Source organism: Microbulbifer sp. SE14 (assembly GCF_059834885.1).
Genome location: NZ_JCBAJA010000001.1, coordinates 117,042 through 143,979, shown reverse-complemented (window position 1 = coordinate 143,979; position 26,938 = coordinate 117,042). Strand labels below are relative to the sequence as shown.

At 64.3% G+C, this 26,938-nt stretch carries 23 protein-coding genes; 19 read left to right on the top strand and 4 right to left on the bottom strand.

The features are described 5' to 3' along the window. Positions 1-215: 215 nt before the first annotated feature. From AC6R19_RS00625 to AC6R19_RS00600, 6 genes are all read left to right on the top strand, one after another. Complete coding sequence (locus AC6R19_RS00625; RefSeq protein WP_500577538.1) at positions 216-1,412, top strand: serine hydrolase domain-containing protein; 1,197 nt, start codon at positions 216-218, stop codon at positions 1,410-1,412. A 216-nt stretch (positions 1,413-1,628) separates the two neighbouring features. After that, complete coding sequence (gene htpG / locus AC6R19_RS00620; RefSeq protein ID WP_500577537.1) at positions 1,629-3,536, top strand: molecular chaperone HtpG; 1,908 nt, start codon at positions 1,629-1,631, stop codon at positions 3,534-3,536. 165 nt (positions 3,537-3,701) lie between these two features. Beyond that, the gene (locus AC6R19_RS00615; RefSeq protein ID WP_500577536.1) at positions 3,702-4,754 is read left to right on the top strand and encodes an NAD(P)H-dependent glycerol-3-phosphate dehydrogenase; all 1,053 of its coding nucleotides are present in this window, start codon (positions 3,702-3,704) and stop codon (positions 4,752-4,754) included. Between the two features lie 38 nt (positions 4,755-4,792). Further along, entirely contained in the window at positions 4,793-5,311 is a 519-nt protein-coding gene (locus tag AC6R19_RS00610; RefSeq protein ID WP_500577535.1) for a DUF4389 domain-containing protein, read from the top strand. Positions 5,312-5,338: 27 nt separating this feature from the next. After that, positions 5,339-5,800 (top strand): phosphohistidine phosphatase SixA, encoded by a 462-nt coding sequence (sixA, locus tag AC6R19_RS00605; protein WP_500577534.1) that lies wholly within the window; start codon positions 5,339-5,341, stop codon positions 5,798-5,800. 129 nt (positions 5,801-5,929) lie between these two features. Next, positions 5,930-6,796 carry an alpha/beta fold hydrolase gene (locus tag AC6R19_RS00600; protein ID WP_500577533.1) on the top strand — a complete coding sequence of 289 codons (867 nt, stop codon included), beginning with the start codon at positions 5,930-5,932 and terminating at the stop codon, positions 6,794-6,796. A gap of 110 nt (positions 6,797-6,906) precedes the next feature. Here the strand turns inward: AC6R19_RS00600 and AC6R19_RS00595 are convergent, their stop codons facing one another. Both AC6R19_RS00595 and folE read right to left on the bottom strand, forming a co-directional pair. After that, a complete protein-coding gene (locus AC6R19_RS00595) occupies positions 6,907-7,263 on the bottom strand; it encodes a 5-carboxymethyl-2-hydroxymuconate Delta-isomerase (RefSeq protein WP_500577532.1) in 357 nt (118 codons plus the stop codon). 60 nt (positions 7,264-7,323) lie between these two features. Continuing rightward, on the bottom strand, positions 7,324-7,866 hold the full coding sequence (folE, locus tag AC6R19_RS00590) for a GTP cyclohydrolase I FolE (protein ID WP_500577531.1): 543 nt from the start codon (positions 7,864-7,866) through the stop codon (positions 7,324-7,326). Positions 7,867-7,973: 107 nt separating this feature from the next. On the opposite strand from folE, the gene prmB reads away from it, so the two are divergent. From prmB to AC6R19_RS00575, 3 genes are all read left to right on the top strand, one after another. Then, a complete protein-coding gene (gene prmB / locus AC6R19_RS00585) occupies positions 7,974-8,915 on the top strand; it encodes a 50S ribosomal protein L3 N(5)-glutamine methyltransferase (RefSeq protein ID WP_500577530.1) in 942 nt (313 codons plus the stop codon). 190 nt (positions 8,916-9,105) lie between these two features. After that, on the top strand, positions 9,106-10,197 hold the full coding sequence (aroC, locus tag AC6R19_RS00580; RefSeq protein WP_500577529.1) for a chorismate synthase: 1,092 nt from the start codon (positions 9,106-9,108) through the stop codon (positions 10,195-10,197). A 109-nt stretch (positions 10,198-10,306) separates the two neighbouring features. Then, positions 10,307-11,380 (top strand): zinc-dependent alcohol dehydrogenase family protein, encoded by a 1,074-nt coding sequence (locus tag AC6R19_RS00575; RefSeq protein ID WP_500577528.1) that lies wholly within the window; start codon positions 10,307-10,309, stop codon positions 11,378-11,380. A 152-nt stretch (positions 11,381-11,532) separates the two neighbouring features. Here the strand turns inward: AC6R19_RS00575 and AC6R19_RS00570 are convergent, their stop codons facing one another. Both AC6R19_RS00570 and AC6R19_RS00565 read right to left on the bottom strand, forming a co-directional pair. Then, complete coding sequence (locus AC6R19_RS00570) at positions 11,533-12,300, bottom strand: TIGR04219 family outer membrane beta-barrel protein (protein ID WP_500577527.1); 768 nt, start codon at positions 12,298-12,300, stop codon at positions 11,533-11,535. A gap of 101 nt (positions 12,301-12,401) precedes the next feature. Then, entirely contained in the window at positions 12,402-13,301 is a 900-nt protein-coding gene (locus AC6R19_RS00565) for a LysR family transcriptional regulator (RefSeq protein ID WP_500577526.1), read from the bottom strand. Positions 13,302-13,513: 212 nt separating this feature from the next. On the opposite strand from AC6R19_RS00565, the gene leuC reads away from it, so the two are divergent. From leuC to trpA, 10 genes are all read left to right on the top strand, one after another. Further along, positions 13,514-14,953 carry a 3-isopropylmalate dehydratase large subunit gene (leuC, locus tag AC6R19_RS00560; protein WP_500577525.1) on the top strand — a complete coding sequence of 480 codons (1,440 nt, stop codon included), beginning with the start codon at positions 13,514-13,516 and terminating at the stop codon, positions 14,951-14,953. Further along, a complete protein-coding gene (gene leuD / locus AC6R19_RS00555; RefSeq protein WP_500577524.1) occupies positions 14,954-15,601 on the top strand; it encodes a 3-isopropylmalate dehydratase small subunit in 648 nt (215 codons plus the stop codon). A 214-nt stretch (positions 15,602-15,815) separates the two neighbouring features. Next, positions 15,816-16,889 carry a 3-isopropylmalate dehydrogenase gene (gene leuB / locus AC6R19_RS00550; protein ID WP_500577523.1) on the top strand — a complete coding sequence of 358 codons (1,074 nt, stop codon included), beginning with the start codon at positions 15,816-15,818 and terminating at the stop codon, positions 16,887-16,889. 77 nt (positions 16,890-16,966) lie between these two features. Then, the gene (gene asd, locus AC6R19_RS00545; protein WP_500577522.1) at positions 16,967-18,082 is read left to right on the top strand and encodes an aspartate-semialdehyde dehydrogenase; all 1,116 of its coding nucleotides are present in this window, start codon (positions 16,967-16,969) and stop codon (positions 18,080-18,082) included. A gap of 384 nt (positions 18,083-18,466) precedes the next feature. After that, complete coding sequence (locus AC6R19_RS00540; RefSeq protein WP_500577521.1) at positions 18,467-19,462, top strand: Asd/ArgC dimerization domain-containing protein; 996 nt, start codon at positions 18,467-18,469, stop codon at positions 19,460-19,462. 216 nt (positions 19,463-19,678) lie between these two features. Further along, positions 19,679-22,753, top strand: a complete 3,075-nt coding sequence (locus tag AC6R19_RS00535; protein WP_500577520.1) for a FimV/HubP family polar landmark protein — start codon at positions 19,679-19,681, stop codon at positions 22,751-22,753. Between the two features lie 209 nt (positions 22,754-22,962). Beyond that, positions 22,963-23,847 (top strand): tRNA pseudouridine(38-40) synthase TruA, encoded by an 885-nt coding sequence (gene truA / locus AC6R19_RS00530; RefSeq protein ID WP_500577519.1) that lies wholly within the window; start codon positions 22,963-22,965, stop codon positions 23,845-23,847. Between the two features lie 97 nt (positions 23,848-23,944). Then, a complete protein-coding gene (locus AC6R19_RS00525; protein ID WP_500577518.1) occupies positions 23,945-24,556 on the top strand; it encodes a phosphoribosylanthranilate isomerase in 612 nt (203 codons plus the stop codon). A gap of 30 nt (positions 24,557-24,586) precedes the next feature. Then, the gene (gene trpB / locus AC6R19_RS00520) at positions 24,587-25,828 is read left to right on the top strand and encodes a tryptophan synthase subunit beta (RefSeq protein WP_500577517.1); all 1,242 of its coding nucleotides are present in this window, start codon (positions 24,587-24,589) and stop codon (positions 25,826-25,828) included. 39 nt (positions 25,829-25,867) lie between these two features. Continuing rightward, on the top strand, positions 25,868-26,677 hold the full coding sequence (gene trpA / locus AC6R19_RS00515; RefSeq protein WP_500577516.1) for a tryptophan synthase subunit alpha: 810 nt from the start codon (positions 25,868-25,870) through the stop codon (positions 26,675-26,677). The last annotated feature ends 261 nt before the right edge of the window (positions 26,678-26,938 follow it).

Here is a 26,938-nt window from a genome sequence, read left to right as displayed (position 1 = left end):
CGGTTTTTTTCTGCCCGGAAGAGGCAGGCCGGCCGCGATGACAGCGCTATTTCGCCGCTTCTACGACATGGTTGTCGCCGCGCTTGTGCGCCAGGTCCGGTTTGTGATTACAATATTTCGGTTCGTCCGGCCGGCCGGACGACAAGAGAATTTTTTTCGCCGGCTGCTAGTCTTATCTAAAAGTTCAGCATTGCCGCAGCGGCTCGAAGTACGGCATGAAACCTCCATTCCCGATCACCTCTATCGTCTGCCGGCACCTGCGCCGCGCCCTGCACTGCACGCTGGCCCTGCTGCTCTGCGGCCCGTGGCTGCCGGCGCGTGCCGACGGTGTCGAGACCAGTGCCCGGGAGTTTGACCGCTACTTCCGCCAGTTGATGAGGGAGGCGAATATCCCCGGTGGCGCCTATGTGATCGTCGACGGCGATAATGTGGTGGCGATGAACACCTACGGCGTGCGGGTCAGGGGAAAGCGCGACAAGGTGGACCGCAACACCATCTTTCGCCTGGCATCCGTATCCAAGACCTTCGCCGGCAGCATGGCCGCGGTGTTGGCGCACGAGAAGAAGTTCAGCTGGACGGATAAGGTGGTGCACTATGTGCCCGAACTCAGCTTCAAGACCCCGTCCCTGTCCCGGCAGCTGCAGGTGCAGCACCTGCTCAGCCACTCCTCCGGCCTGACCCCCAATGCCTACGACAACTACCTCGAAAACAACCAGCCGCTCAGCAAGATACTGCCCAAGTTCGCCAATATCGACCCGCGTTGCACGCCGGGTAAGTGCTACGGCTACCAGAATGTACTCTTCAGCCTGATAGAGGACGTGATCTACGAAGCCACCGGCGTCACCTACGAGCGCCAGTTGAAGGAGCGCTTCTTTATCCCGCTGAAGATGGAAAACGCCTCCCTCGGCTGGGAGAGCTTCATGGCGTCCAACAACCGCGCTGCGCCCCATGTGCAGACGGGCCGCGGCTGGCGCCCGGTGAAGGTGGAGAAGGAGTATTACCTGGCCGCACCAGCGGCGGGCATCAACGCCAGTATCGCCGACATGGCCCAGTGGCTGAAGGCGCAAATGGGCTACTACCCCAAGGTGCTGTCCCCCGAGGTGATCCAGGATATGACCACCGAGCGGGTGGAGACCCAGCGCCATATGCGCCACCGTATCTGGCGCGACTACCTGTCCCACGCCGGCTACGGCCTCGGCTGGCGCCTCTACACCATCGGCGAGGACCGCATCATCTACCACGGCGGCTGGGTGGCCGGCTTCCGCGCCGCGGTGGCCTACTCGGAGAAGCAGAAGGTCGGCATCGCGATCCTGATGAATGCGGAATCCCGCGTGATCGCGGACCTGACTGCCAATTTCGTGATCGATATCACCGGTAACGGCACCCTTGCCACGGCCATGGCCAATAAATAATCCCAGTTGCCTATACCCCCATTGTCCGCCGTGTAGGGGCGAACACCGAGGCCGATGCGACGGTCCTGATGCCGGTGGCTTTTTGCGGGACTGTTGGCGAGAGGGACCCCGCCGACAAGCCTAGGGGCCAGCCGCTGCGCGGCTGGCCCTTGAAACCCCGCCGCCCACCCCTATATCTGCTCCCTGTTACGAATGAAGTTACGGGGAGACCTATCCATGACCGTTGAGGCCCACAAAGAGAGCCACGGTTTCCAGACGGAAGCCAAACAGCTGCTGCACCTGATGATCCACTCGCTCTACTCCAACAAGGAGATCTTCCTGCGCGAGCTGGTATCCAACGCCTCCGATGCCGCCGACAAGCTGCGCTTCGAGGCCCTGTCCAAGCCGGAGCTGCTGGCAGAAGATCCCGACCTGCGCATCCGAATCGAATTCGACAAGGAGGAGAGCACCCTCACCATCACCGACAACGGCATCGGCATGAGCCGCGACGAGGTGATCGAGAACCTGGGCACCATCGCCCGCTCCGGTACCGCCGCCTTTATGCAGCAGTTGAGCGGTGACCAGAAGAAGGATGCGCACCTGATCGGCCAGTTCGGTGTCGGCTTCTACTCCGCCTTTATCGTCGCCGACAAGGTGGACGTCTTCACCCGCCGCGCCGGCCTGGGCGCCGATCAGGGCGTGCACTGGGAGTGCCACGGCGAGGCCGAGTACTCGGTGGAGAATGTCGACTGGCCGAACCGCGGCACCCGCGTGGTACTGCACCTCAAGGAAGAGGCCAGGGAGTTCGCCGACGGCTGGCGCCTGCGCTCCATCATCAAGAAGTACTCCGACCATATCGCCATCCCGGTGGAGATGCTGAAGGAGCAGGTCCCGGCCGCCGAGGGCGAGGAAGAGAAAGCGCCCGAGTTCGAGGCGGTCAACGCCGCCCAGGCCCTGTGGACCCGCTCGCGCAGTGACATCAAGTCCGAGGAGTACAAGGAGTTCTACAAGCATATCTCCCACGACTTCGACGATCCGTTGACCTGGAGTCACAACCGCGTCGAGGGCAACCTGGACTACACCAGCCTGCTATACATCCCCGCGCGCGCGCCCTTCGATCTCTACCAGCGCGACGCCGCCCGCGGCCTCAAGCTGTATGTGCAGCGCACCTTCATCATGGACGATGCCGAGCAGTTCCTGCCGCTCTACCTGCGCTTCGTCAAGGGCGTGCTGGACTCCAACGACCTGCCGCTGAACGTGTCCCGCGAGATACTGCAGAAGGACCGCAACACCGACGCCATCAAGAGCGCCCTGACCAAGCGAGTGCTGGACATGCTCGACAAGCTGGCGAAGAAGGACGCGGACCAGTACCAGAAGTTCTGGGACCTGTTCGGCAATGTCATGAAAGAGGGCCCGGCGGAGGACTTCGCCAACAAGGAGAAGGTGGCCAGGCTGCTGCGCTTCTCCACCACCCACACCGACGAGCCCAGGCAGGACCAGTCCCTGGAGGACTACATCGGCCGTATGAAGGACGGCCAGAAAGCCATCTATTACGTCTGCGCCGACAACTTCGCCACCGCCAAGTCCAGCCCCTACCTGGAGGTGTTCCGCAAGAAGGGTATCGAGGTACTGCTGCTGACCGACCAGGTGGATGAGTGGTTCGTCGGCCATATGCACGAGTTTGACGGCAAGTCCTTCCAGGACGTGGCCAAGGGCGCGCTGGACCTGGGCGAGGCAGAAACCGAAGAGGACAAGGCCGAGCGCGAGAAGGTGGAGAAGGAGGCCGGCGCCCTGGTGGAGCGGGTCAAGGAGGTGCTGGAGGGCCGCGTCGAGGAAGTGCGCGCCACCACCCGCCTGGTGGACTCCCCGGCCTGCCTGGTGGTCAGCGAGCAGGATATGGGCCCGCAGATGCGCCGCATCCTCGAGCAGGCCGGCCAGTCCCTGCCCGAGGCCAAGCCCATCTTCGAACTGAACCCCAGCCACCCGCTGGTGCAGCGCCTGGACCAGGAGGCGGACGAGGACCGCTTCGCGGACCTGACCAACATCCTGATGGACCAAGCCAACCTGGCCGCGGGCAACCAGTTGGCCGATCCGGCGGACTATGTGCGCCGGTTGAACGCGCTGTTGCTGGAACTCAACAGCTAAGCTCGTCCCCGCGCCCCTCTCCCGCTTGCGGGGGAGGGGGCTCCTACAGGTTCTTGCGCGATTTTTGCGCGATCTGACCGAAACTCACATTTTTTTCCCGCCGTCATTGGGTCGCCACTGCCACCCCTCTATAATCCGCAAAACTCATAACAAGCTGTACCGGATATGACGACACACACGGAATCCCCCAAACCCCTCTCCGCTGGGCCCCTCTCCATCGCCGTTCTCGGCGGTGGCAGTTTCGGCACCGCGATCGCCAATATCGTCGCCGGCAATGGCCACGACACCCGCCAGTGGATGCGCAATCCGGAACGCGCCGAAGACTGCCGCAAGATGCGCGAGAACCACTACTACCTGCCCGGTGTGGCCCTGCACCCGGAACTCAATGTCACCAGTGACCTGGAGGAGGCCGTCGGCGGTTGCCAGATCGTCTTCGTGGCCATTCCGTCAAAGTCCTTCCGTGAGGTGGTGCAGCAGGCGGCGCCGCTGTTGGTTCCCGGCACCATGCTGATCTCTACCACCAAGGGCATAGAGGAAGACGGTTTCCACCTGATGAGCGATATTCTGCGCGACGAGACCAGCGGCATGCGCGTCGGCGTGCTGAGCGGGCCCAACTTCGCCAAGGAAATCGTCGCTGGTCACTACACCGCCACGGTGGTCGCCAGCGAGGACGAGGCGCTCTGCTCAAGCATCCAGAAAGTGCTGCACTCGGAGACCTTCCGCGTCTACTCCAGCAGGGATGTATTCGGCGTGGAGCTGGCCGGTGCGCTGAAAAACATTTATGCGATTGTCACCGGTATGGCCGCGGCGCTGGAGCGCGGGCAGAACACCATCAGCCTGCTGATCACCCGTGCCCTGGCGGAGATGATGCGCTTTGCGGAGGCCATGGGCGCGGACCCCATGACCTTTATCGGCCTCGCCGGCGTCGGCGACCTGATACTGACCTGCTCCTCGGACCTGAGCCGCAACTACCGGGTGGGCTACCTGGTGGGCAAGGGGCGCCCGCTGGAGGAGGCCGTCGCGGAAATCGGCCAGGTCGCCGAGGGTGTCAACACGGTTCGCCTGATAAAACACAAAGCGGATGAAATGGGCGTCTACATGCCCTTGGTTTCCGCAATTCACGCCATATTATTTGAAGAGCGGCCGATTCCGGAGGTAATACGCGATTTGATGTCGGGCGCGCAAACATTCGATGTAGCCTATTCGGCAAAGCCGTGAAGCTAGGTAAAGAGAGCCAAATCCTGACGGGGAAATTTATGGACAACGACGACCTGAAAAAAAACCTGACCTCCGGCAACCAGTGGATGCGCCTGCTGTATATGGTGCTGTTCGTCTTCCTGCTGGAAATCGCCGGCCTGGTGATGCTGGCGGTGGTGGTGCTGCAGTTCCTGTTCTCCATCTTTACCGGCGGCGCCAACGACAATCTGCGCCGCCTCGGGGACCAGATCGCCTCCTATGTCTACCAGACGCTGCAGTTCCTGGTTTACAACACCGAGGAAAAACCCTTCCCCTTCTCCGAGTGGCCCGAATCCGAGGTGGAGGACCTGTCCGGTTACGAGAGTGCCGAAGAGGTGGACGCGGAAGTGGTGGCAGAAGAGGAGGAGGCCGAAGAGGCGATAATCCTCGGCGCCGACGAGGAGGAAGAGGCGAAAGAGGCGAAAGAGGCAGCGCCGAAAAAATCCGCGAGCAAAAAGTCTTCCACGGCCGGGGGATCCTCTGCGGCCCGGAAATCCACCGAAGAGGCCAAAGAGGATGAAAGCAGCGAGAAGGAATAGCGGCCTTCGGATTCGCGGAGACCAATTGTGCAACTGTTGATACTGCGCCACGGCAAGGCCGAGCCGATGCTGGGCGACGACGCCGCCCGGCAGCTGACCGATCGCGGCCGCGAAGATGTGGCGCAGATCTTCGAGGCGCGCGCCGGTGAACTGGCCCGGGTGCGCGCCATCTGGGCCAGTCCCTTCGCGCGCGCCCGGCAGACGGCGCAGATAGTCGCCGACAGGCTGGGCCTGCCGGTAAAGGAGGAGCCCCTGCTGATCGGCGACACGCCCCCGCAGCAGGTGCTGGACGCGCTGCAGCAGCAGGCGGAGGAGATGTTCCCGCTACTGCTGGTCAGCCACCAGCCATTGGTCGGCAGCCTGGTCAACGGCCTCTGCGGCAGTGGCAACCGGCACCCGATGGGCACCTCCAGCCTCGCCTGCCTCGGTGCCGAAGTCTGGGCCAACGGCTGTGCGGAACTGGAGTGGTTGCAGCACAAGGACGGTTGAATGCGGGATAGGGCTCCGGGCCGCAGGCCCGCTCCCCCGAATCACCATCCGCCCTGATCCATAGGGTCATTGCAAGGCCCCGGCAACCACTGCAACATCACCCCCCTGTTTTCCCGGATGTTGCCGCCCATGAATCCATCTCCCCGTGAAATAAGTCTCGAATTCGACGGCAAAACCATTGCCGCCCGCCGGTGGGGCAACCCCGGCGGCGAGCCCGTCCTGGCCCTGCACGGCTGGCTGGACAACTGCGCCAGCTTCGATCGCCTGGCGCCGCTGCTGGGGGATATCGACCTGGTCACAATGGATATGGCCGGCCACGGCCGCAGCTATCACCGCTCGCGGGATGCCAACTACAACATCCGGGAGGAGGTGGAGGACGTGCTGGGCGCGGCCCAGGCACTGGGCTGGCACGACTTCTCACTGCTGGGCCACTCCCGCGGCGCCGTGGCGGCGATGCTCACCGCCGGCACCTTCCCCGGCCGCATCAAGCGGATGGCGCTGATCGACGGCCTGGTGCCGCCGCCGGCGCAGGACGCCGAGGCGCCGGACATCCTAGCCAAGGCCATAGCCCAGCGCGCCCGCTACGGCGCCCGCAGCCCGCGCCATTTCGATTCCTTCGAGGAGGCGGTGGAGGCGCGCAGGAACGGTATGTTCCCGCTGTCCGACGGCGCCGCCCGCGCCCTGACCGAGCGCGGCACCCTGAAGGCCGGTGACGGCGTCACCTGGAGCAACGATCCGCGCCTGATGGCCACCTCCAGCGCCAAGCTGAACAACGCCCAGGTGCAGGCCTTCCTGGACAGGATCGCCATGCCGGTGCGGCTGGTGCTGGCGCAGGAGGGCATCGTGAATATGATCGAGCGGCTGCGTCCGCTGCTGAAAGGTCACGCGAACATCGAGGTGAGGGAGCTGCCCGGCGGCCACCATCTGCATATGGAGGAGGGCGCCGAGGCGATCGCCGAGTGGTTCGGGCCCTTTTTACGCGGAGAGGTCGATTAATCACCTGTAGGAGCGGCGGGGCGGCCATCCGCCGTTGGCCGCGATCGAGGTACGAGGTACCCGGGAAGTCAGATCGCGGCCAACCGCCGCTCCTACACAGGGGGATAGTCCTAGAACGGCAAGCGCTTCGAGTAACAGCTGGGATCCATTTCCCGCACCTCCACTGTCACCGCCGGCACCCCGTCGGCGAACTGGCACAGGCAGTTGAACACCGCCGAGCTGAGCGCCTCCCGCTCCCGTTCGCTGCGTCCCTCCAGCAGGCGTATCTCCGCATGGATAAAGCTGCCGCCGGAACCTTCAACAGAGCCACCGGCGATAAACTGGTCGTAGGGAAGGGCGCGGGTCTTGATGGTGTGGGAGGCGAAGAGGCCGGATTGGCTCATGGCCTCCTGGGCGGAACTGACCAGCGCGGCGATGGAGATCTTGTCCTCCAGCTTGCGCGCGTACTCTATCACCAGGTGGGGCATGGCTTGTGCACTCCGTGAGAACCGGGGCGGCCGCCGGCCGCCGCTTGTTTCTCTGTATCGCTATTGGCGGATCAGGGACAGGAATTCGTTGCGGGTGGCCTGGTTGCTGCGGAAGGCGCCGAGCATGGCGGAGGTCTTCATCACCGAATTCTGCTTCTCCACGCCGCGCATCATCATGCACATATGCTTGGCTTCAATAATGACACCCACGCCGGCGGCACCGGTAATCCTCTGCAGGCTCTCGGCGATCTGCACCGTCAGTTGCTCCTGGATCTGCAGGCGGCGCGCGAACATATCGACGATACGCGCAACCTTGGACAGGCCCAGCACCTTGCCGTCGGGAATATAGGCCACGTGGGCCTTGCCGATAAACGGCAGCATGTGGTGCTCGCACAGGGAGTAGAGCTCGATATCCTTGACCAGCACCATCTCGCTGCAATCAGACGGGAAGAGGGCGCCGTTGACCACTTCGTCGACGGTCTGCTTGTAGCCGCGGGTCAGGTATGCCATGGCCTTGGCGGCCCGCTCGGGCGTGTCCCGCAGGCCGTGGCGTTGCGGATCCTCGCCGATTGCTTCGATAATTCGCGCGTAGTGTTCGTTCATGCTGCTCGTTCCAACGTCTCAGCCCGAGGGGCGGGTGCGCTACCCTAAGCTTTTGTCATCTTTGAGTAAAGATCTCCGTTCATCCACCATATAAAAGGATAGAGTCAATGATAGAGAGGCGTGAGGCCAGCCTGCACGAGTTGTGTAGCGTGCTGGACTATATCCGCTGGGGCGCCAGCCGTTTCAACGAGGCTGGTCTCTGGTTCGGCCACGGCACCGACAACGCCTGGGACGAGGCGCTGGGGCTGGTGATGCACGCCCTGCACCTGCCCCTGGACAGCAAACCCGAAGTGCTGCACGCGCGCCTGACCATGGAGGAGCGGCGCGAGGTGATGGCGCTGCTGGAGCGGCGCGTCGAGGAGCGGTTACCGGCAGCCTACCTGACCAACGAGGCCCACTTCTGCGGCATGTCCTTCTATGTGGACGAGCGGGTGCTGGTGCCCCGCTCGCCGATCGGCGAGCTGATCCGGGGCGGTTTCGAGCCCTGGCTCAGGCTGGAGCCGCTGGCGGTACTGGATCTCTGCTGCGGCAGCGGCTGTATCGGCATCGCCTGCGCGGAGGCCTTCCCGGAGGCCAGGGTGGATCTGGCCGATATAGACCCGGGGGCCATCGAGGTGGCGCAGATCAATATCAACCGCCATCACCTGAATGAGCGGGTGCGCGCGGTGCAGTCGGACCTCTTCTCCGGTCTCGCCGGCTGCAGCTACGAGCTGATCGTGTGCAACCCGCCCTATGTGGACGCCCGCGACCTGGCGGAGATGCCCGAAGAATACCGGGCCGAACCGGAGATAGCCCTGGGTTCCGGCGAGGACGGCCTCGACTTCACCCGCCGCCTGTTGCGGGAAGCCGCCGACCACCTGCAGCCGGACGGCCTGCTGGTGTGCGAGGTGGGCAACAGCTGGGAGGCGCTGGAGCAGGCCTTCCCGCAGGTGCCCTTCCTGTGGCCGGAGTTCGAGGACGGCGGCCATGGCGTTTTCGCAATCGGCCGCGAGGAGCTGCTCGCCTATTTTGGCGGGACTCGGGACTCGGGACTCGGGACTCGGAAATAAGGCTTATTCAGCTTCGTTTATTTCTGTGCGCGGCCAGTTTTCATACCGGCCGCTTCGCTGCGAGGCTTTTCGGTATTCTTTACCCGAGTCCCGAGTCCCGAGTCCCGAGTCCCGAGTCCCGAGTCCCAAAAACCGCTATAATCCCCGCCCTCAACCAACCCACAAAGACTAACCACAAGGTCCCCTCCCAATGTCCGGCAACACCTTTGGCAAGCTGTTTTGCGTCACCACTTTCGGCGAGAGCCACGGCTTGGCGCTGGGCTGTATCGTCGACGGCTGCCCGCCGGGACTGGAAATCAGCGAAGAGGAAATCCAGCTGGAGCTGGACAGGCGCAAGCCCGGCACCTCCCGCTACACCACCCAGCGCCGCGAGGCGGATCAAGTGAAGATCCTGTCCGGTGTCTTCGAGGGCAGAACCACCGGTACCCCGATCGGCCTGCTGATCGAGAACACCGACCAGCGCTCCAAGGACTACGCCAATATCGCCGGGCAGGTGCGCCCGGCTCACGCGGACTACACCTACTGGCAGAAATACGGCCTGCGTGACTACCGTGGTGGCGGCCGCTCCTCGGCGCGGGAGACCGCCATGCGTGTCGCCGCAGGGGCCATTGCCAAGAAGTGGCTGAGGCAGAAATACGGCATTGAGGTGCGCGGCTACCTGTCCCAGCTGGGGCCCATCAAAATTGAAAAGTTCGACTGGGACCAGGTGGGGCAGAATCCCTTCTTCTGCCCGGACTCGGACAAGGTGCCGGAGATGGAGGCCTATATGCAGGCCCTGATCAAGGAGGGCAACTCCATAGGTGCGCGCATCTCGGTGCAGGCCAGCAATGTGCCCGCCGGCCTCGGCGAGCCCATCTTTGATAGACTGGACGCGGACCTGGCCCACGCGCTGATGAGTATCAACGCGGTCAAGGGCGTGGAGATAGGGGCCGGTTTTGCCAGCGTCGAGCAGAAGGGCACCGAGCACCGGGACGAAATAACGCCGGAGGGCTTCCTGTCCAACAATGCCGGTGGCGTGCTCGGCGGTATTTCCAGCGGCCAGGACGTCATCGCCCATATCGCCCTGAAGCCCACCTCCAGTCTGCGTATTCCCGGGCGCAGCGTCGATGTACACGGGAATCCCATCGAGGTGGTCACCAAGGGTCGCCACGATCCCTGCGTCGGCATCCGCGCGACGCCCATCGCCGAGGCGATGATGGCGCTGGTGCTGATCGATCACGCCCTGCGCCAGCGCGGCCAGAACGGCGATGTCACTGCGGGCGTGGTCACCGTCGGGCAGTAAACAAGTTTGCGCTGAATCCCAGTGGATTGCGGCGGCATTCCACTTTCTGTTGCGCCGTTTGCGGTTACCATCGCGAATTGCCGATGTGGCAGTGAGGTAACTACCGGGAATGAAAGCGCTGACCATTGACCGCCATGCGGAAAACCTGAGCCGCGTGCACTACTCTGACGTGGAGATGCCGGTCCCTCACGCCGGCCAGTTGCTGGTGCGCATGAGCGCCAGCGCGATCCATCCTTCCGACTTCAATGTCATTCACGGGCGCTACGGCCAGGCACTGCAGAATGCGGTGTGGAATTACAGGAAACCCGCCTTCTATCAGCTACCCCAGGGCAACCTTCTGAAGCGCGCTCCCTGCACCCTGGGCAGCGAGGGGGTGGGGATGGTGGAAGCGGTCGGCGGTGGGCTCCTGGCCCGCCGCCTGCTGGGCAGGCGCGTTGCGGTGATCGCCAACGCGTCCCCGGACAGCGGCACCTGGGCCGAGTATGTGGCGGTGGATGCCTGCCGGACTTTGCTGCTGCCTGAGGATATCGGCGATGCCCAGGGGGCCATGTTCTTTCTCAACCCGCTCACCGCCTACATTCTTACCCGCGAGGTGTTGCAGGTGCCGCGCGGCGAATACCTGCTGCAGACGGCGGCCGGCTCGGCGCTGGGCCGGATGGTGATCCGGCTGGGGCGGCGTTACGGCTTCAGGACCATCAATGTGGTAAGGCGCCAGGATCGCGTCGCAGAACTCAAGCGTCTCGGCGCCGATGTGGTGATCGCCACCGACCGCGAGGACCTGTTCAGCCGCGTGGCGGAAATCACCGGCGGCGCCGGTGTGGGCTACGCCATCGACAGTGTCGCCGGCCAGCTGTGCGCCGAGGTGCTGCGTTGCCTGGCGCCGCGGGGCAGGCTGGTCTGTTACGGTACCCTGGACCGGGACAAGGCGGTGCTGCAGGTGCCGGAGATGATGATGTCGATGGCACGGGTGGAGGGCTTCTACCTGTGTAACTGGTTGGCGATGCAGTCCCGGTGGAAGCTGGCCGGCGTGATGCGCCGGGTGAAGAAACTGGTCGGCACCGGCGAACTGGGTGCGACGGCCGAGCGGCAGTTTGCGCTGGGGGACTACGAGGCGGCCCTGGCCTATGCGCGCAGTGGCGCCGGCAAGGCGCTGTTCAGGATGGGGGCGGGGCCGATAACCTAGGACCGGTCCGGCCGGGAGCGGCCGCTGGCCGCGATCGATGTCCGGGAAGCCGGAAAATCCGATCGCGGCCAACGGCCACTCCTACAGCACAATCCTGCGAGTCCCGAGTCCCGAGTCCCGAGTCCCGAGTCCCGAGTCCCGAGTCCCGAATTTTACAGGTGCAGGTTCAGGCCCAGGTAGGGACCCTTGATTTCGATATCGCTCTGGAAGTCGTCCAGCTCCTTCACGTCCAGGCTCATCATCCGGTAGCCGGCCTCGATGGCGAAGTCCGCTGCGGGCATAAAGTCCCAGCGCACCTTGGCGGTCACGTCGGTGTGGGTGTCGCCATTGTAGCCGGTGCCGTTGCCCTGGGCGATCACGGACCAGCCGGTGAAGGGCAGGTCGAAGCGGGCCATGGCGTAGACCATCGGCAGAACACCGGACAGTTCGATATTTTCCTCCTGGACGACAGCTACGCAAGCGGCGTCCTCCGGGCAGACCTGGCGGACATCCAGGGCACCGTCGTACTGGCGCGCGGTCAGGCCCAGGTCCAGGTTCACCCAGTTGTCGAGGATCTCGTAGTAGAGAGTGGCGTCGGTGTGGGTCAGGTCGATGTTGGCGCTGACTTGGGTGTTGGCGCTGAAGGTCTCGTCGCCGAAGGTGACGTCTCTCTCCAGCATGGCGCTGCCGTCGGTCTCGATACCGCTGCGGGCAAGCATGATATTCGGGATCAGCGGGACCGGGTGCTCCAGGGCTGCCTGGATAAAGGTCACGTTGTCTTCGGCCAGGGAAAACTCGTCCACATTGAAGTCGTCCACGCCGATATTGCCGCCGTAGCTCGGCTGCCAGACGCCGGCGCTGGCGTCGAAGCCGAGGATGGTATCGGCGCTGGCAGTGCCGCTGGCCAGGGCCGCGCACAGGGCGAGTGTTATTTTTTTCATGGGGTTCTCTCCATTAACTCTCTATTAAAAGCTGCGCCGCAGTTTACCCTTTTTTGCATGGCGTGCTGATGTCAGCCGCACATTTTTACCGGGTTGTGTGATTAGTGCCCGCTTTTGTCTGGTGATTTTTTGTCCGCTGCGGCAAACAGCAGCTGTTGCAGTGCGCAGGCGGCGTTGCTGAGGGTGCGGGCGCGGTGATTGATTACGCCCAGGTTGCGCACTATGTGCAGCTTCTCCACCGGCAGCACGGCGAGGCTGTCGTCCACCAGGGTGCGCGGCAGCACGCTCCAGCCGAGGCCGACGCCGGCCATCATCTTGATGGTCTCGAGGAAGTTGGTGGCGAGTTTGGCGGTGAGTTTCAGGCCGCGGGCGTCGAACTCTCGCTTGATCAATCTCCCCGTATAGGTGTTCAGGTCCGGCAGTATGGCCGGGTAGCGGGCCAGGTCGGGAAGATCCAGGGCCGGCATCTGCGCCAGCGGGTGATCGGGCGCGGCCACCACCACGCAGGGGTCCGGCCAGATCACGCGGGCCTCCAGGCTGGGGTATTCCTTCAGCGCCAGGGTGACCACGGCCAGTTCGTACTCGCCGGCCATCAAGGCCTCGTAGGCCTGCTCGGAGTCGACGAAGTCGATATCCAGGGACACGTCGGGATAGCGGGAGCTGAATGCCTTCAGCACCGGCGGCAGGTGGTGCAGGCCCACATGGTGGCTGGTGGCGATGCGCAGGCTGCCGGTCACGGCGCCGCCCAGGGCGCGCAGCTCCCGCTCGGCATCGCTGACTTCGTTGAGGATGTGCCGCGCCCGCGGCAGCAGCGCGCGGCCGGCATCGGTCAGCTGCAGGCGACGGCCTATGCGGTCGAACAGGGGCGTGCCCAACTGCTGTTCCAGCGCCGCCAGGCGCTTGCTGACCGCCGGCTGGGTCAGGTGCAGGTGCTCCGCCGCCTCGGAGACCGAACCCTGTTCGGCGGTGGCGAGGAAGGCCCTCAACCATTGGATTTCCATCGTTTGGTGCCCTTGTGATTGGTGCCTGTAAGCGGGTGTTTTGGCGGCCCGCTGCCGGGGGCCTGCGTATCTGACTCCGGTATTCTTCCTCGAGTCCCGAGTCCCGAACTCGAATCATTCCAAATACGACTCAAACTTATAATAAATATAAATTGATGTTATTCAATCCCCGAGTCTAGACTGCCCCAATCCAAAAACGAGGAGATACGGCCATGGCCGGGCAGACGCTCTACGACAAACTCTGGCAGGACCACCTGGTAAAGAGCCGCGAAGACGGCACTGCGCTGATCTATATCGACCGCCACCTGATCCACGAGGTGACCTCACCGCAGGCGTTTGAAGGCCTGCGACTGGCCGGTCGCAAGCCCTGGCGCAAAGATTCCCTGGTGGCCACCCCGGACCACAATGTGCCCTCCGAGGCGGCCGAGCGCGCCGCCGGCGTGGCCGGTATCCGCGATGAGATAGCGCGGATCCAGGTGCAGACCCTGGACGAGAACTGCCGCGATTTCGATGTGGTGCAGTTCGGTATCAATGAGCCGGGGCAGGGCATTGTGCACGTGATAGGCCCCGAGACCGGCGCGACCCTGCCGGGCATGACCGTGGTCTGCGGCGATTCCCACACTTCCACCCACGGTGCCCTGGGCGCGCTGGCGCACGGTATCGGCACCTCCGAGGTGGAGCATGTGATGGCCACCCAGTGCCTGATCCAGAAGAAGATGAAGAACATGCTGGTGCGTGTGGACGGTGAGCTGGGTCCGGGCGTCACTGCCAAGGACGTGGTGCTGGCGATCATCGGCAGGATAGGCACCGCCGGTGGCACCGGCTACGCGATCGAGTTCGGCGGTGAAGTCATGCGCAACATGTCGATGGAAGGCCGTATGACCGTGTGCAACATGGCCATCGAGGCGGGCGCCCGCGCCGGTATGGTGGCGGTGGACCAGGTCACCCTGGATTACGTGAAAGGCAAACCCTATGCGCCGAAGGGCGAGCAGTGGGAAAGGGCGGTCGAGAACTGGAGCCGCCTGCACTCCGACGACGATGCGGTGTTCGACGCAGTGGTGGAGCTGCGCGGCGAGGAAATCGAGCCGCAGGTGAGCTGGGGCACTTCCCCGGAGATGGTGGCGCCGGTCAGCGCGCTGGTGCCGGATCCGGCAAATGAATCCGATGCGACCAGGCGCGCCGGTATCGAGCGGGCGCTGGAATATATGGGCCTGGCCGCCGGCCAGAAGATTACCGATATCAAGCTGGATCGCGTGTTTATCGGCTCCTGCACCAACTCCCGTATCGAGGACCTGCGCGCGGCGGCGGCGGTGGCCAAGGGCCGCAAAAAGGCCGACAGCGTCAAGCAGGTGTTGATTGTACCCGGTTCCCAGTCGGTGAAAGCCCAGGCGGAACGGGAGGGGCTGCACGAGATCTTTATCGAGGCCGGCTTCGAGTGGCGCGAGCCCTCCTGCTCCATGTGCCTGGCGATGAACGCGGACAAGCTGGGGGCGGGCGAGCACTGCGCCTCCACCTCCAATCGCAACTTCGAGGGGCGCCAGGGCTACGGCGGCCGCACCCACCTGGTGAGCCCGGGCATGGCGGCGGCGGCGGCGATTGCCGGCCGCTTTGTCGATGTGCGTGAATTCGAATCCCAACAGGAGACTGCGTAAATGAAGGCTTTTACCCAGCACAGGGGCCTGGTGGCGCCGATGGATCGCGCCAATGTGGATACCGACCTGATCATTCCCAAGCAGTTTCTGAAATCCATCAAGCGCACCGGCTTCGGCCCCAACCTGTTCGACGAGCTGCGCTACCTGGACGAGGGCCAGCCCGGGCAGGACTGTTCCAAGCGCCCGCTGAACGAAGAGTTTCCGCTGAACTTCCCGCGCTATAAAGGTGCCTCGGTGCTGCTGGCGCGCAAGAATTTCGGCTGCGGCTCCAGCCGCGAGCACGCGCCCTGGGCCCTGGACGATTACGGCTTCCGCGCGGTGATCGCGCCCAGCTTTGCGGATATCTTCTTCAACAACTGCTTCAAGAACGGCCTGCTGCCGATCGTTCTGGAAGAGGCGGTTGTGGATCAGCTGTTCGCCGAGATGTATGAACAGGAAGGCTACGAGCTGACCATCGACCTGGAGAAGCAGCAGGTCGTCAAGCCGAACGGCGACACCATCGATTTTGAAGTGGACGCCTTCCGCAAGCACTGCCTGCTGAACGGCCTCGACGATATCGGCCTGACCCTTGAGGACGCGGACGATATCCGCGCTTACGAGGCCAGGCGCCGCGAGCAGGCGCCCTGGCTTTTCGACGCCGTAAAGTGAGTCGGCGCACCCTGTAGGAGCCTGCTTGCAGGCGAAAGCTTAGGAGCCTGCTTGCAGGCGAAAGCTGCGGAGCCTTGCTCCATTCGCCTGCAAGCAGGCCCCTACAGCGCAACGTCGTCATACCGGCCTGCGCCGGTATGACGACATGAGAATATATAGCGCGAGAGACAGAATCAGGTCTGTCGATGAAAATATTTAAAGTAAAGGAACAGTCGTGAGCAAAAAAATCATGATCCTGCCGGGCGACGGCATTGGCCCGGAAATCGTCGAGCAGGCGGTGGCGGTACTGGAAGCCGCGGACAAAAAATTCAATCTGGGCCTCTCCTTCGGGCAGGGCCTGATCGGCGGCGCCTCCATCGATGAATACGGCGAGCCGCTCACCGACGCCACCCTGGAAGAAGCGGGCAAGTGCGATGCGGTGCTGCTGGGCGCCGTCGGCGGCCCCAAGTGGGATCAGCTTCCGCGGGAAATCCGCCCGGAGAAGGGCCTGCTGAAAATCCGCAGCAAACTCGACCTCTACGCCAACCTGCGCCCGGCGATCCTGTATCCACAGCTGGCCGAGGCGTCCTCGCTGAAGCCGGAAGTGGTTTCCGGCCTGGATATCCTGATAGTGCGCGAGCTGACCGGCGGCATCTATTTCGGTGAGCCGCGGGGTATCCGCACGCTGGAAAACGGCGAGAAGCAGGGCTTCAACACCTACGTCTACAGCGAGTCGGAAATCGAGCGCATCGCGCGCACCGCCTTCGAGGCCGCGCAAAAGAGGGGCGGCAAACTCTGCTCCGTGGACAAGGCCAATGTGCTGGAAGTGACCGTGCTGTGGCGCGAAGTGCTGGACCGCCTGGCCCCGGAATACCCGGATGTGGAGCTGTCGCACATGTACGTAGACAACGCGGCCATGCAGCTGGTGCGCGCGCCCAAGCAGTTCGACGTGATGGTCACCGGCAATATGTTCGGCGATATCCTCTCCGACGCCGCCGCCATGCTGACCGGCTCCATCGGCATGCTGCCGTCCGCGTCGCTGAACGAAACCGGCTTCGGCCTCTACGAGCCCTGCCACGGCTCCGCGCCGGATATCGCCGGCCAGGGCATCGCCAACCCGCTGGCGACGATCCTGTCCGCAGCGATGATGCTGCGCTACTCGCTGGATATGGGCGAGGCGGCCGACGCCATCGAGGCGGCGGTCAGCAAGGTTCTGGATCAGGGACTGCGCACCGCGGATATCTACACTGAAGGCAGCAGGAAGGTATCCACCGCGGAGATGGGCGCAGCAGTGGTGGCCGCTTTCTGATAATTCCGCCGTTCCCCCATTCGTCGTTCCGGTGCAGGCCGGAACCCAGATGACCAAAGATTGAACAGGATACTGCAATGCAAAAAGTAGGTTTTATCGGCTGGCGCGGCATGGTCGGCTCGGTCCTGATGGGCCGCATGCTGGAAGAAAATGATTTCGCCCACATCCCCGAGCCGGTCTTCTTCTCCACCTCCAATGCCGGCGGCAAGGCGCCGGATATCGGCCGCGACCTGGCGCCCCTGGGCGACGCCTACGACATAGACGCGCTGGCCGAGCTGGACGCGATCGTCAGCTGCCAGGGCGGCGACTACACGAAAGAGGTCTTTCCCAAGCTCCGTGAAAAGGGCTGGAAGGGCTACTGGATCGATGCCGCCTCCAGCCTGCGCATGGAAGACGATGCCATCATCGTGCTGGACCCGGTCAACCGCGACGTGATCGACAAGGGCATCGAGGCTGGCACCCGGAACTTTATCGGCGGCAACTGCACCGTCAGCCTGATGCTGATGGCCCTGGGCGGTCTCTTCAAGGCCGACCTGGTGGAGTGGGTGTCGGCGATGACCTACCAGGCCGCCAGTGGCGCCGGTGCGAAAAACATGCGCGAGCTGATCTCGCAGATGGGCGCCATCCGCGACGGCGTCGCCGGTGAGCTGGCGGACCCGGCCAGCGCCATCCTGGACATCGACCGCAAGGTGGCCGACGACATGCGCTCCGCGGATTTCCCCACCTCCGAGTTCGGCGCACCCCTGGCCGGCAGCCTGCTGCCCTGGATCGACACCCAACTGGAAAACGGCCAGAGCCGCGAGGAGTGGAAGGCCCAGGTGGAGGCCAACAAGATTCTTGGCACCTCGAGCACCGTGCCGGTGGACGGCACCTGCGTGCGTATCGGCGCCATGCGCTGCCACAGTCAGGCCTTTACCGTGAAGCTGAAGAAAGACCTGCCGCTGGCGGAGATAGAGCAGCTGATCGGTACCGCCAACGACTGGGTCAAGGTGGTGCCCAACAAGCGCGAGGCCACCCTGCAGCAACTGACCCCGACCGCGGTGACCGGCAAGCTGGACATCCCGGTGGGCCGCCTGCGCAAGCTGAACATGGGCCCCGAGTACCTCAACGCCTACACCGTCGGCGACCAGCTGCTCTGGGGCGCGGCGGAACCGCTGCGCCGGGTGCTGCTGATCCTGCTGGGCAAGCTGTAAGGTTTTGTCGGGACTGGGGACTCGGGACCCGGGACTCGGAAAAGAATGCCGGAGTCAGATGCGAAGGCCCTGATGCCGGTGGCCACCTGGCAAAAGCGCCTGCGGCTGGTAAACAGTACCGATTAGGTTTTTTGTCAGGTGGCCACCGGCAGCAGGGCCGCCCCGGGTTCTCTTACTGTGCCCCCTGAAGCCTGAGCCTGTGATTCCCTTCACACTATAAAAGCCGCCCCGATCCCGGGAGCGGCTTTTTTGTGAAGCACATCCCTGTACTTCACCCTTCGGGCTATCTAAAGCTGGCCAAAAGTGCTCCAGGCACTTTTGTGATCGCTCCGCGCGGGTATAATCGCCCCTCTTTCGTACCCCCATCCCAAGAAGTGAATCACCATGTCGGAAACCACCCGCGAACTGGTCATTGTCGGTGTCGATAACGCCGCCTTTGGCCCCCTGCTGGAAATCCTCGAGGAGCGCGGCACCGTTGCCGCCGGCCAGCTGCGCCTGCTGGAAATGGAGGACAGCGAGGTGGAGCCGCAGGTATACGCCAAGCGCAATATCCCGGTGCAGTCCCTGGAGCAGTTCACCTTCGCGCCGGAGCAGGTGGTGCTGCTGCTGAAGGGCGGCGATGCGGGGCAGGCAGCCCTGGCCGCGGCCGAGGCGGCCGGCGCCTGGGTGCTGGATGTGGCGGAGAACACCCGCGGCGACGACAGCGCCACCCTGGTGCATCCGCTGCTGAACAGCGGTGCCATCGCCACCGCCGAGCGCCGCGTGCTGACGCTGCCAGTGGCCGGTGCGGCCATGGCGGCCGAGGCGCTGTACCCGCTGCAGGACCAGCTGCAGGCGGTGGAAGTACAGCTGAACCAGCCGGTGTCGGCCCTGGGCAAGGCGGCGGTGGATGCCATGGCCGCGCAGACGGCGCGCATGTTCAGCGGCCAGGAGGCGGAAATAGATCCGGCCATCGGCCAGCGCCTGGCCTTCAACCAACTGAGCTCCAGCGAGGCACTGCTGGCCAGCGGCCACAACATCAGCGAGCTGGCACTGATCCACGACCTGCGCCGCCTGCTCGGCGAGGCGGTCGCGGTGGACGCCTGTATCAATACCTCCTCTGTGTTCCACGGCCAGTTGGCCAACCTGCGCGTGACGCTGGCCGGGGACGTCGACCTGAAAAAGGTGCGTGCACTGCTCGGCAATGGCGCCCGCCTGCAGATGGCGGAACGGCCCTCGGCGGAGGATGCAGTCGGCGGCGACACCACCCTGGTTGGCCGTGTGCGACAGAGTCTGTTAAATAGCCGGCAGGTCAATTTTTGTGCGGTGTCGGACAATTTGCGCAAAGATCTGGCAATGAACTGCGTACAGATTGTTCACTTGTTGCTAAAAAACCACTGATATTTAATACTTAGCCGCCATAGTGAAGGTGTATTCTTAACATTCGTTCAGCTTGGGGGTGGCGACTAATTCGCCAGAGATGAAAAGGCTGCCATTGCGGCAGTCGCATAGTTGAACGTTTACTGTACAGTGATGGGGTTTTTCCCAAAGAGAGCTTCGCGAAAAAAGGCGGGCTCGCGGAAAGCCCGGTGATTCTAACAATAAAGGGAATCGGATATGCGTGTGCGAAAGCTGGCACTAGCGGTAGGTCTGGTCAGCGCACTGGGTGGCAACGCGGCTCTGGCGCTCGGGCTGGGTGAGATCAAACTGAACTCCACCCTCAACCAGCCTCTCAATGCAGAAATCAGCCTGCTGCAGACCCGCGGCCTGGGCGACAGTGAGATCAAGGTGCGCCTCGCCGGTCCCGAGGATTTCGAGCGGGCCGGCGTCGACAGGTCCTACCTGCTCACCGAGCTGCGCTTCGACGTGGACTACTCCGGCGGCCAGCCGGTGATACGCGTGACCAGCCGTGAACCGATTCGCGAACCCTTCCTGAACTTCCTGGTGGAAACCCGCTGGCCCAGCGGCCGCCTGTTGCGGGAATACACCCTGCTGATGGACCTGCCCGCATTCTCCAACACCACCGCCCAGCAGCCGGTGCGCGCCGCCGAGCGCGAGCGCCAGCAGGTGCACCGCGATGCCCCGGTGCAGCGGCCGCTGCAGCCCACCGTCACGCGCCCCGAGCAGCCGGCGCCGGAAGAGCGGGTGGAAGTGCGGGATGTCGAAGAGGCACGGCCCACTGCGGAAGAAAACACCGCGCAGGCTTCGCAGCCGACGCCTGAAGAACCGGTGGAGCTGCGCTCCCGGAGCGGCCAGCCCGCCAGTGAGTCCTCGGCGAGCAGCAGCCAGGTCTACGGCCCCGTGGCCGCCAACGACACCCTGTGGGAAATCGCACTGCAGAACCGCGCCACCACCGGTGCCTCGGTTCACCAGGCCATGCTCGCCATCCAGCGCCTCAACCCCGAGGCGTTTATCGACAACAACATCAACCTGCTGAAGAAGGGCGCGGTGCTGCGACTACCCAGCGCGGACGACCTGCGCGCGCTCACCCTGTCCGAGGCCGTCGCCGAAGTGGCGGTGCAGAACGACGCCTGGCGCCAGCGTGTCAGCGGCAATACCGGCGGCGATACGGCCACCGGCGCGCCTCTGGATGCGCGCGCGGTTGCCGAGGATACCGCTGCGAGTGAAACCGTCGAGGGCCGTGTGAGCCTGGCGGCGCCAGGGGACAACGAATCCCTTCTCTCCGGCTCCGGCAGTGGCGCCGAGGACAGCGAGGCGCTGGCCGGCGAACTCGCCGTTACCGAGGAGGAGCTGGACAAGTCGCGCCTGGAGAGCGAAGAACTGCAGGACCGCATCGCCGAGCTGGACGAGCAGATAGACACCATGGAGCGCCTGGTAGAGGTCTCCAATGAAGAGATGCGCGCTGTCCAGGCCGCGGCCGAACAGTCCGAGCCGGCAGTCAACCCGATCGAGGCCGGCGAAAGCGAATCCGCTGGGGAGGAGGCAGCTGCCGAAGAGGCCATCTCCGGGGAGCCGGCCCCCGAAACTGCGGAACAGCCGGCAGTCGCAGAGGAGCCCGAGCCGCAGGAGGACAGCAGCCGCAACCGCGTGGTGACGGTGCAGACCCGGTCCGAGCCGACCCTGATGGAGCGGCTGATGGAAAACATCCAACTGATCGGCATAGGTGCCGGCGCGCTGCTGGTGGCCCTGTTCGGCTTCTTCACCTGGCGCCGCCGCAAGGAAGAAGAGGAGGCCATGCTGCAGGTGGAGCGCGAGATGGCCGCCGAGCGCGCGCTGGCCGAGGCGCCCGAGGAGCTGGCCGAGCCGGACGAGAACCTGGCGGCACTGCAAGGCATGGAGGCCGATGACAATTTCGATCTCGGTGGCCTCGATGATGTGGGCACCGACGACCCGATTTCCGAAGCGGAGATCCACCTGTCCCTGGGCCAGTACGGCGAGGCCGAGAACAAGCTGCTGACCGGCCTGGCGCAGGACGGCCAGAACGTCGACGCGCGCCTGATGCTGCTCGAGGTCTATGCACACAAGCAGGATGTCGGCAGCTTTGACGATCACTACCGCCAACTGCTCAGTATCAGCGATGGCCCGGCTGCAGACCGCGCCGCGCGCCTGCGCGAGAGCATTGCCGGTGCACCGCCCTTTGAGGCGCCGGAGATGGATTTCTCCAGCGAGTCCCTGGAAGCCACGCAGCTGGACGACATCAGCGCATCCTTTGAGGACGATTTCGCCGGTGACTCCTTCGGTGCTGAGGGCTCTGATTTCGGCGCTGACGGCTCCGACTTCGGCGCTGACGGCTCTGATTTCGGCAGCGAACTGGAAGGCGATACCTCGCTGCTGGATGACCTGACCATGGATCTGTCCGACGACAGCGGCAGCGCTGCGGTCGACCTGGAAGAGGACGATTTCTCCCTGGATCTGGACCTGGATAGCAGTTTCGACAGCGATACGGCAGGGCAGGACTCCAAGGCGGAGGCCGCGGACGACGACTTCAACCTCGACGACCTGATGTCCGGCGACCTGGATCTGGGCGAGCTGGACCTGGGCTCAGAAGACGGCAGTGCTGAGACAGGGGAGAAGGACGAGCTGGGCTCCATCGAATTCGAGAGCACCAGCCTGGAAAGCATCGAGTTTGAGACAGCCGGGTCCGAAGAGAGTGGCGGAGAGGCCGAGGAGCCCGCCGGTCTGGATTTCGACCTGGACTTGTCGCCGATGGACGACGGCGGCGAGCCGCAGCCGGAATCCGAAGCGGCAGTCGCGAGTGCCGATACTGAAACTGCCAGTGTTTCCGCCGGTGAAGAAGAGCTGTCCCTGGACGACTTCTCCGATGACGACCTGGACACCCTCGGCGACGAGCTGGACGGCCTGGACCTGGATTCCATCGACCTGGACGATATCTCCGGCGGCCTCGCCTCCGAAGAGGAGCTGTCCCTGGAGAGCGGCGTCGCCGTCGCCGAGCAGCCGAAGCCGGCAGCCGCTGAAACCGCCCGGCCCGCATCTGCGGCAGAGCCCGAGGCAGATCTCGGCGACCTGAGCTTCAATCTGGAGAGTGACCTGGATTCCGAGCTGAACCTGCTCGAGGGTAGCGACGAAGTCAGCACCAAGCTGGAGCTTGCCCAGGCCTACCTGGATATGGGTGACAAGGACGGCGCCAAGGATATCCTCAACGAAGTGGTGCAGGAGGGCACCGGCGAGCACAAGGCGCGCGCCGAGGAGATGCTGGAGCGCATGGCGTAAAAGCCGACTCCAGGCCCGGGAAAAACCTCGCACTGGCTGCGGGGTTTTTTTATGGTCGGGGCTCGGGGCTCGGGGCTCGGGGCTCGGGGCTCGGGGCTCGGGACTCGGGAACGCGGAACTCCTGCTCCGCACCGCGGGCCGGAGGCCCGCTGTAGGAGCGGCGGGGCGGCCATCCGCCGTTGGCCGCGATCAAATCCTGAGGTAAGGCAATGCAGCGAGAATATATCTACAAACCCAACGGCGAAGTCCCCCCCGGCGAACAGCTGCCCGAGGGCCTGCGCCGCATCGCCCTGGGCGTCGAATACTGCGGCGCCCGCCTGCACGGCTTCCAGAAACAGAAATCCGCCGCGGAGACGGTGCAGGCCTACCTGGAACAGGCATTGTCCAGCATCGCCGCCGAGCCCCTGACCCTGGTATGCGCCGGTCGCACCGATGCCGGCGTGCACGCGACCAACCAGGTGATCCACTTCGACACCCGTGCGGTGCGGCCCCGGCGCGCCTGGGTGCAGGGTGTGAACACCCGGCTGCCGGACGAGGTGCGGGTGCGCTGGGCCCGGGAAGTGCCGGCGCAGTTCCACGCGCGCTTCTCCGCGCGCGCGCGCAGCTACCGCTACCTGATCCACAGTGCGCCGACCCGCTCGGCCCACGTGGCCGCCGAGGTGACCTGGACCCAGCACCCGCTGGACCTGGACGCCATGCGCGCGGGCGCAAAATATCTGCTCGGCCGCCACGACTTCACCAGCTTCCGCGCCACCCAGTGCCAGGCGAAGAGCCCGGTGCGGGAGGTCACCCACCTGGATATCGCCAGGGTGGGGCAGCTGATAGCGCTGGAGGTGAGCGCCAACGCCTTCCTGCACCATATGGTGCGCAATATCACCGGCGTGCTGATGGCGGTGGGTCGCGGCGAGCATCCGCCGGAGTGGGTCAAGCAGGTGCTGGAGGCCCGCGACAGAACCGCCGGCGGCGTCACCGCGCCGCCCTACGGCCTCTACCTGGTGGATGTGCAGTACCCGGAGGAATTCCTGTTGCCGCAGATGGAGCCGGGGCCGCTGCTGGTGCCGCTGCCCCTCGGCGGTCTGCCGGCGTCCGGGTGATCTCCGGGCGCTTTGCATTTCGCGCCTCGCACCAATCTGCTAGTATCGCTGGCTCCCTCATTTTTGAACCGCCGGTCGAGCAGTTAAAGCAAGCGCGATGCAAGTAAAAATCTGCGGTATCACCAATATCGAAGACGCGACTGCGGCCGCCGCCGCCGGTGCCGATGCGCTGGGGCTGGTGTTCTATGCGGCCAGTCCGCGACATATCGATATGGACAGGGCGGTCGCGATTGCCGCGGCGGTGCCGCCCTTCGTCACCCTGACCGGGCTCTTCGTCAACGCCGCCGAGGCGGATGTGCAGGCCGTGCTCGCAAAAGTGCCGCTGAACCTGCTGCAGTTTCACGGCGACGAAGACGCCGGATACTGCGAGCAGTTCCGGCGCCCCTATATCAAGGCGCTGCGTATGAAAGACGGCCTGGACGTGCTGGCGGCCATGAACGAGCACCCGCGGGCGCGTGGTTTCCTGCTGGATGCCTACCGCCCCGGCGTGCCCGGCGGCACCGGCGAGACCTTCGACTGGCAGCGGGTGCCGCAGCACAGCGGCCGGCCGGTGGTGCTGGCCGGCGGCCTGAACCCGGACAATGTGGCCCGGGCGATAGAGGCCGCGCGACCCCAGGCGGTGGATGTCAGCGGCGGTGTCGAGGTGTCGCCGGGCCGCAAGGACCCGCACAAGGTCGCCGCCTTTATCCGCGCGGCAAAAATCCGATGAATCGTTTTCCCCAATCGATGGAGTGTGCAAGTGAGTGATCAAAGTGCGCGAGACGGTGCGCAAGAGAGCGCGATAGATTTTTCCGCCTACCCGGATGCCGGCGGGCACTTCGGTCCCTACGGCGGCCGCTTTGTGTCGGAGACACTGATCAGCGCGCTGGACGAGCTGCAGGCGATGTACTCGCGCCTGAAGGATGACCCGGAATTTATCGCCGCCTTCGATCACGACCTGGCGCACTATGTCGGCCGCCCGTCGCCCCTGTACCTGGCCGAGAGGCTGACCGAGCGGGCCGGCGGCGCGCGTATCTGGCTGAAGCGCGAGGACCTGAACCACACAGGCGCGCACAAGGTGAACAACACCGTCGGCCAGGCGCTGCTGGCCAAACACAGCGGCAAGAGCCGGGTGATCGCCGAGACCGGCGCCGGCCAGCACGGCGTGGCCACTGCCACCGTGGCCGCGCGCCTGGGGCTGCAATGCGCGGTCTATATGGGCGCCGAGGATGTGAAGCGCCAGTCGCCCAACGTCTACCGCATGAAGCTGCTGGGTGCCGAGGTGATTCCGGTGGAGTCCGGCTCCAAGACATTGAAAGACGCCATGAACGAGGCAATGCGCGACTGGGTCACCAATGTGGACGATACCTTCTACATTATCGGCACCGTCGCCGGTCCCCACCCCTATCCGCAGCTGGTGCGGGATTTCAACTCGGTGATCGGCCGCGAGGCGCGCCGCCAGAGCCTGGAGGAGTTCGGCCAGCTGCCGGACGCACTGGTGGCCTGTGTCGGCGGCGGTTCCAATGCGATAGGCCTCTTCCACCCCTTCCTGAATGACGGTTCGGTGAAGATGTACGGCGTCGAGGCCGGCGGCGAGGGCCTGGAGACCGGCCGCCATGCGGCGCCGCTGAACGACGGCGTTCCGGGAATCCTGCACGGCAACCGCACTTATTTGATGGAGGATGAGGACGGCCAGATTATCGAGACCCACTCTGTCTCCGCCGGCCTCGACTACCCGGGCGTGGGGCCGGAGCACGCCTGGCTGAAGGATATGGGCCGCGTTGAGTACGTCACCGCGGACGACAAGGAGGCCCTGGATGCCTTCCGCACCCTGACCCGTACCGAGGGTATTATTCCGGCGCTGGAATCCAGCCACGCGGTGGCCTACGCGCTCAAGCTGGCCGCAACCATGAGGCCGGAACAGAACATCGTCGTGAACCTGTCCGGCCGCGGCGACAAGGATATCTTCACCGTTGCCGCCATCGACGGCATCCAAGTGTAGGAGCGGCCGTTGGCCGCGAACGGAATTAGGGATTAACCAGTGACACAAGAAAACAGAATCGACCGCCGCTTCGCCAAACTCCGCAGCGAGGGCCGCAAGGCGCTGGTGACCTATATCGTCGCCGGCGACGGTGGCCTGGACAACACAGTCCCGCTGATGCACCAACTGGTGGCCAGCGGCTCGGACCTGATCGAGCTGGGTGTACCCTTCTCCGATCCGATGGCCGAAGGGCCGGTGATCCAGAAGGGACACGAGCGCGCCCTCGCGCACAAGGCCTCCCTGCGCAAGTGCCTGGAGCTGGTGGAGGAGTTCCGCCGGGAGGACTCTGAAACACCGGTGATCCTGATGGGCTATGCCAATCCCATTGAGAAAATGGGCGCGGAGCAGTTTGCCGACGCCGCCCGGGATGCCGGCGTCGACGGCGCCCTGACCGTGGACCTGCCGGCGGAGGAGGCGGGGCCGCTGAACGCGCTGCTGGCGGAGCGCTGCCTGCGCAATATCTTCCTGCTGACGCCCACCACCAGCGATGAGCGCATCGAGGCGATTGCGCGACTGGCCAGCGGCTTTGTCTATTATGTGTCCCTGAAGGGGGTGACCGGCGCCGGCCATCTGGACCTGGATTCGGTGCGCGACAAGCTCGAGCATATCCGTGGCTTTACCGAGCTGCCCCTGTGTGTCGGCTTCGGCATCAAGGACGGCGCCTCCGCGAAGGCGGTCAGCGCGCACGGCGACGGCGCCGTGGTGGGCAGCGTGCTGGTATCCGCGATCGGCGAGGCCCGGGACCCCGCGGCGGCCAAAGACAGTGTCGCGGCGCTGGTGGGTGAGATCCGCACCGCGTTGGATGCGTGAGCGACCCCGTTGGTGGATGTGCCCGGCGTGGATGTGCCCGGCGTGGATTCGCCCGGCGTGGATTCGCCAGACGCTTATCCACCCTATGGTTTGCCCAGTGCCAGATTTGTAGGGTGGATAAGCGTCTGGCGCATCCACCATCGAACTGGCCAGAAAGCCAAAAATAGCGGCTGATCTGGCCCGGTCTGAAGATTCGCAAAGTGTTTTAATTCTCAGCCTCAAAACCACAGACCGGTACAATGCCGGCCAATAAAAAGCATC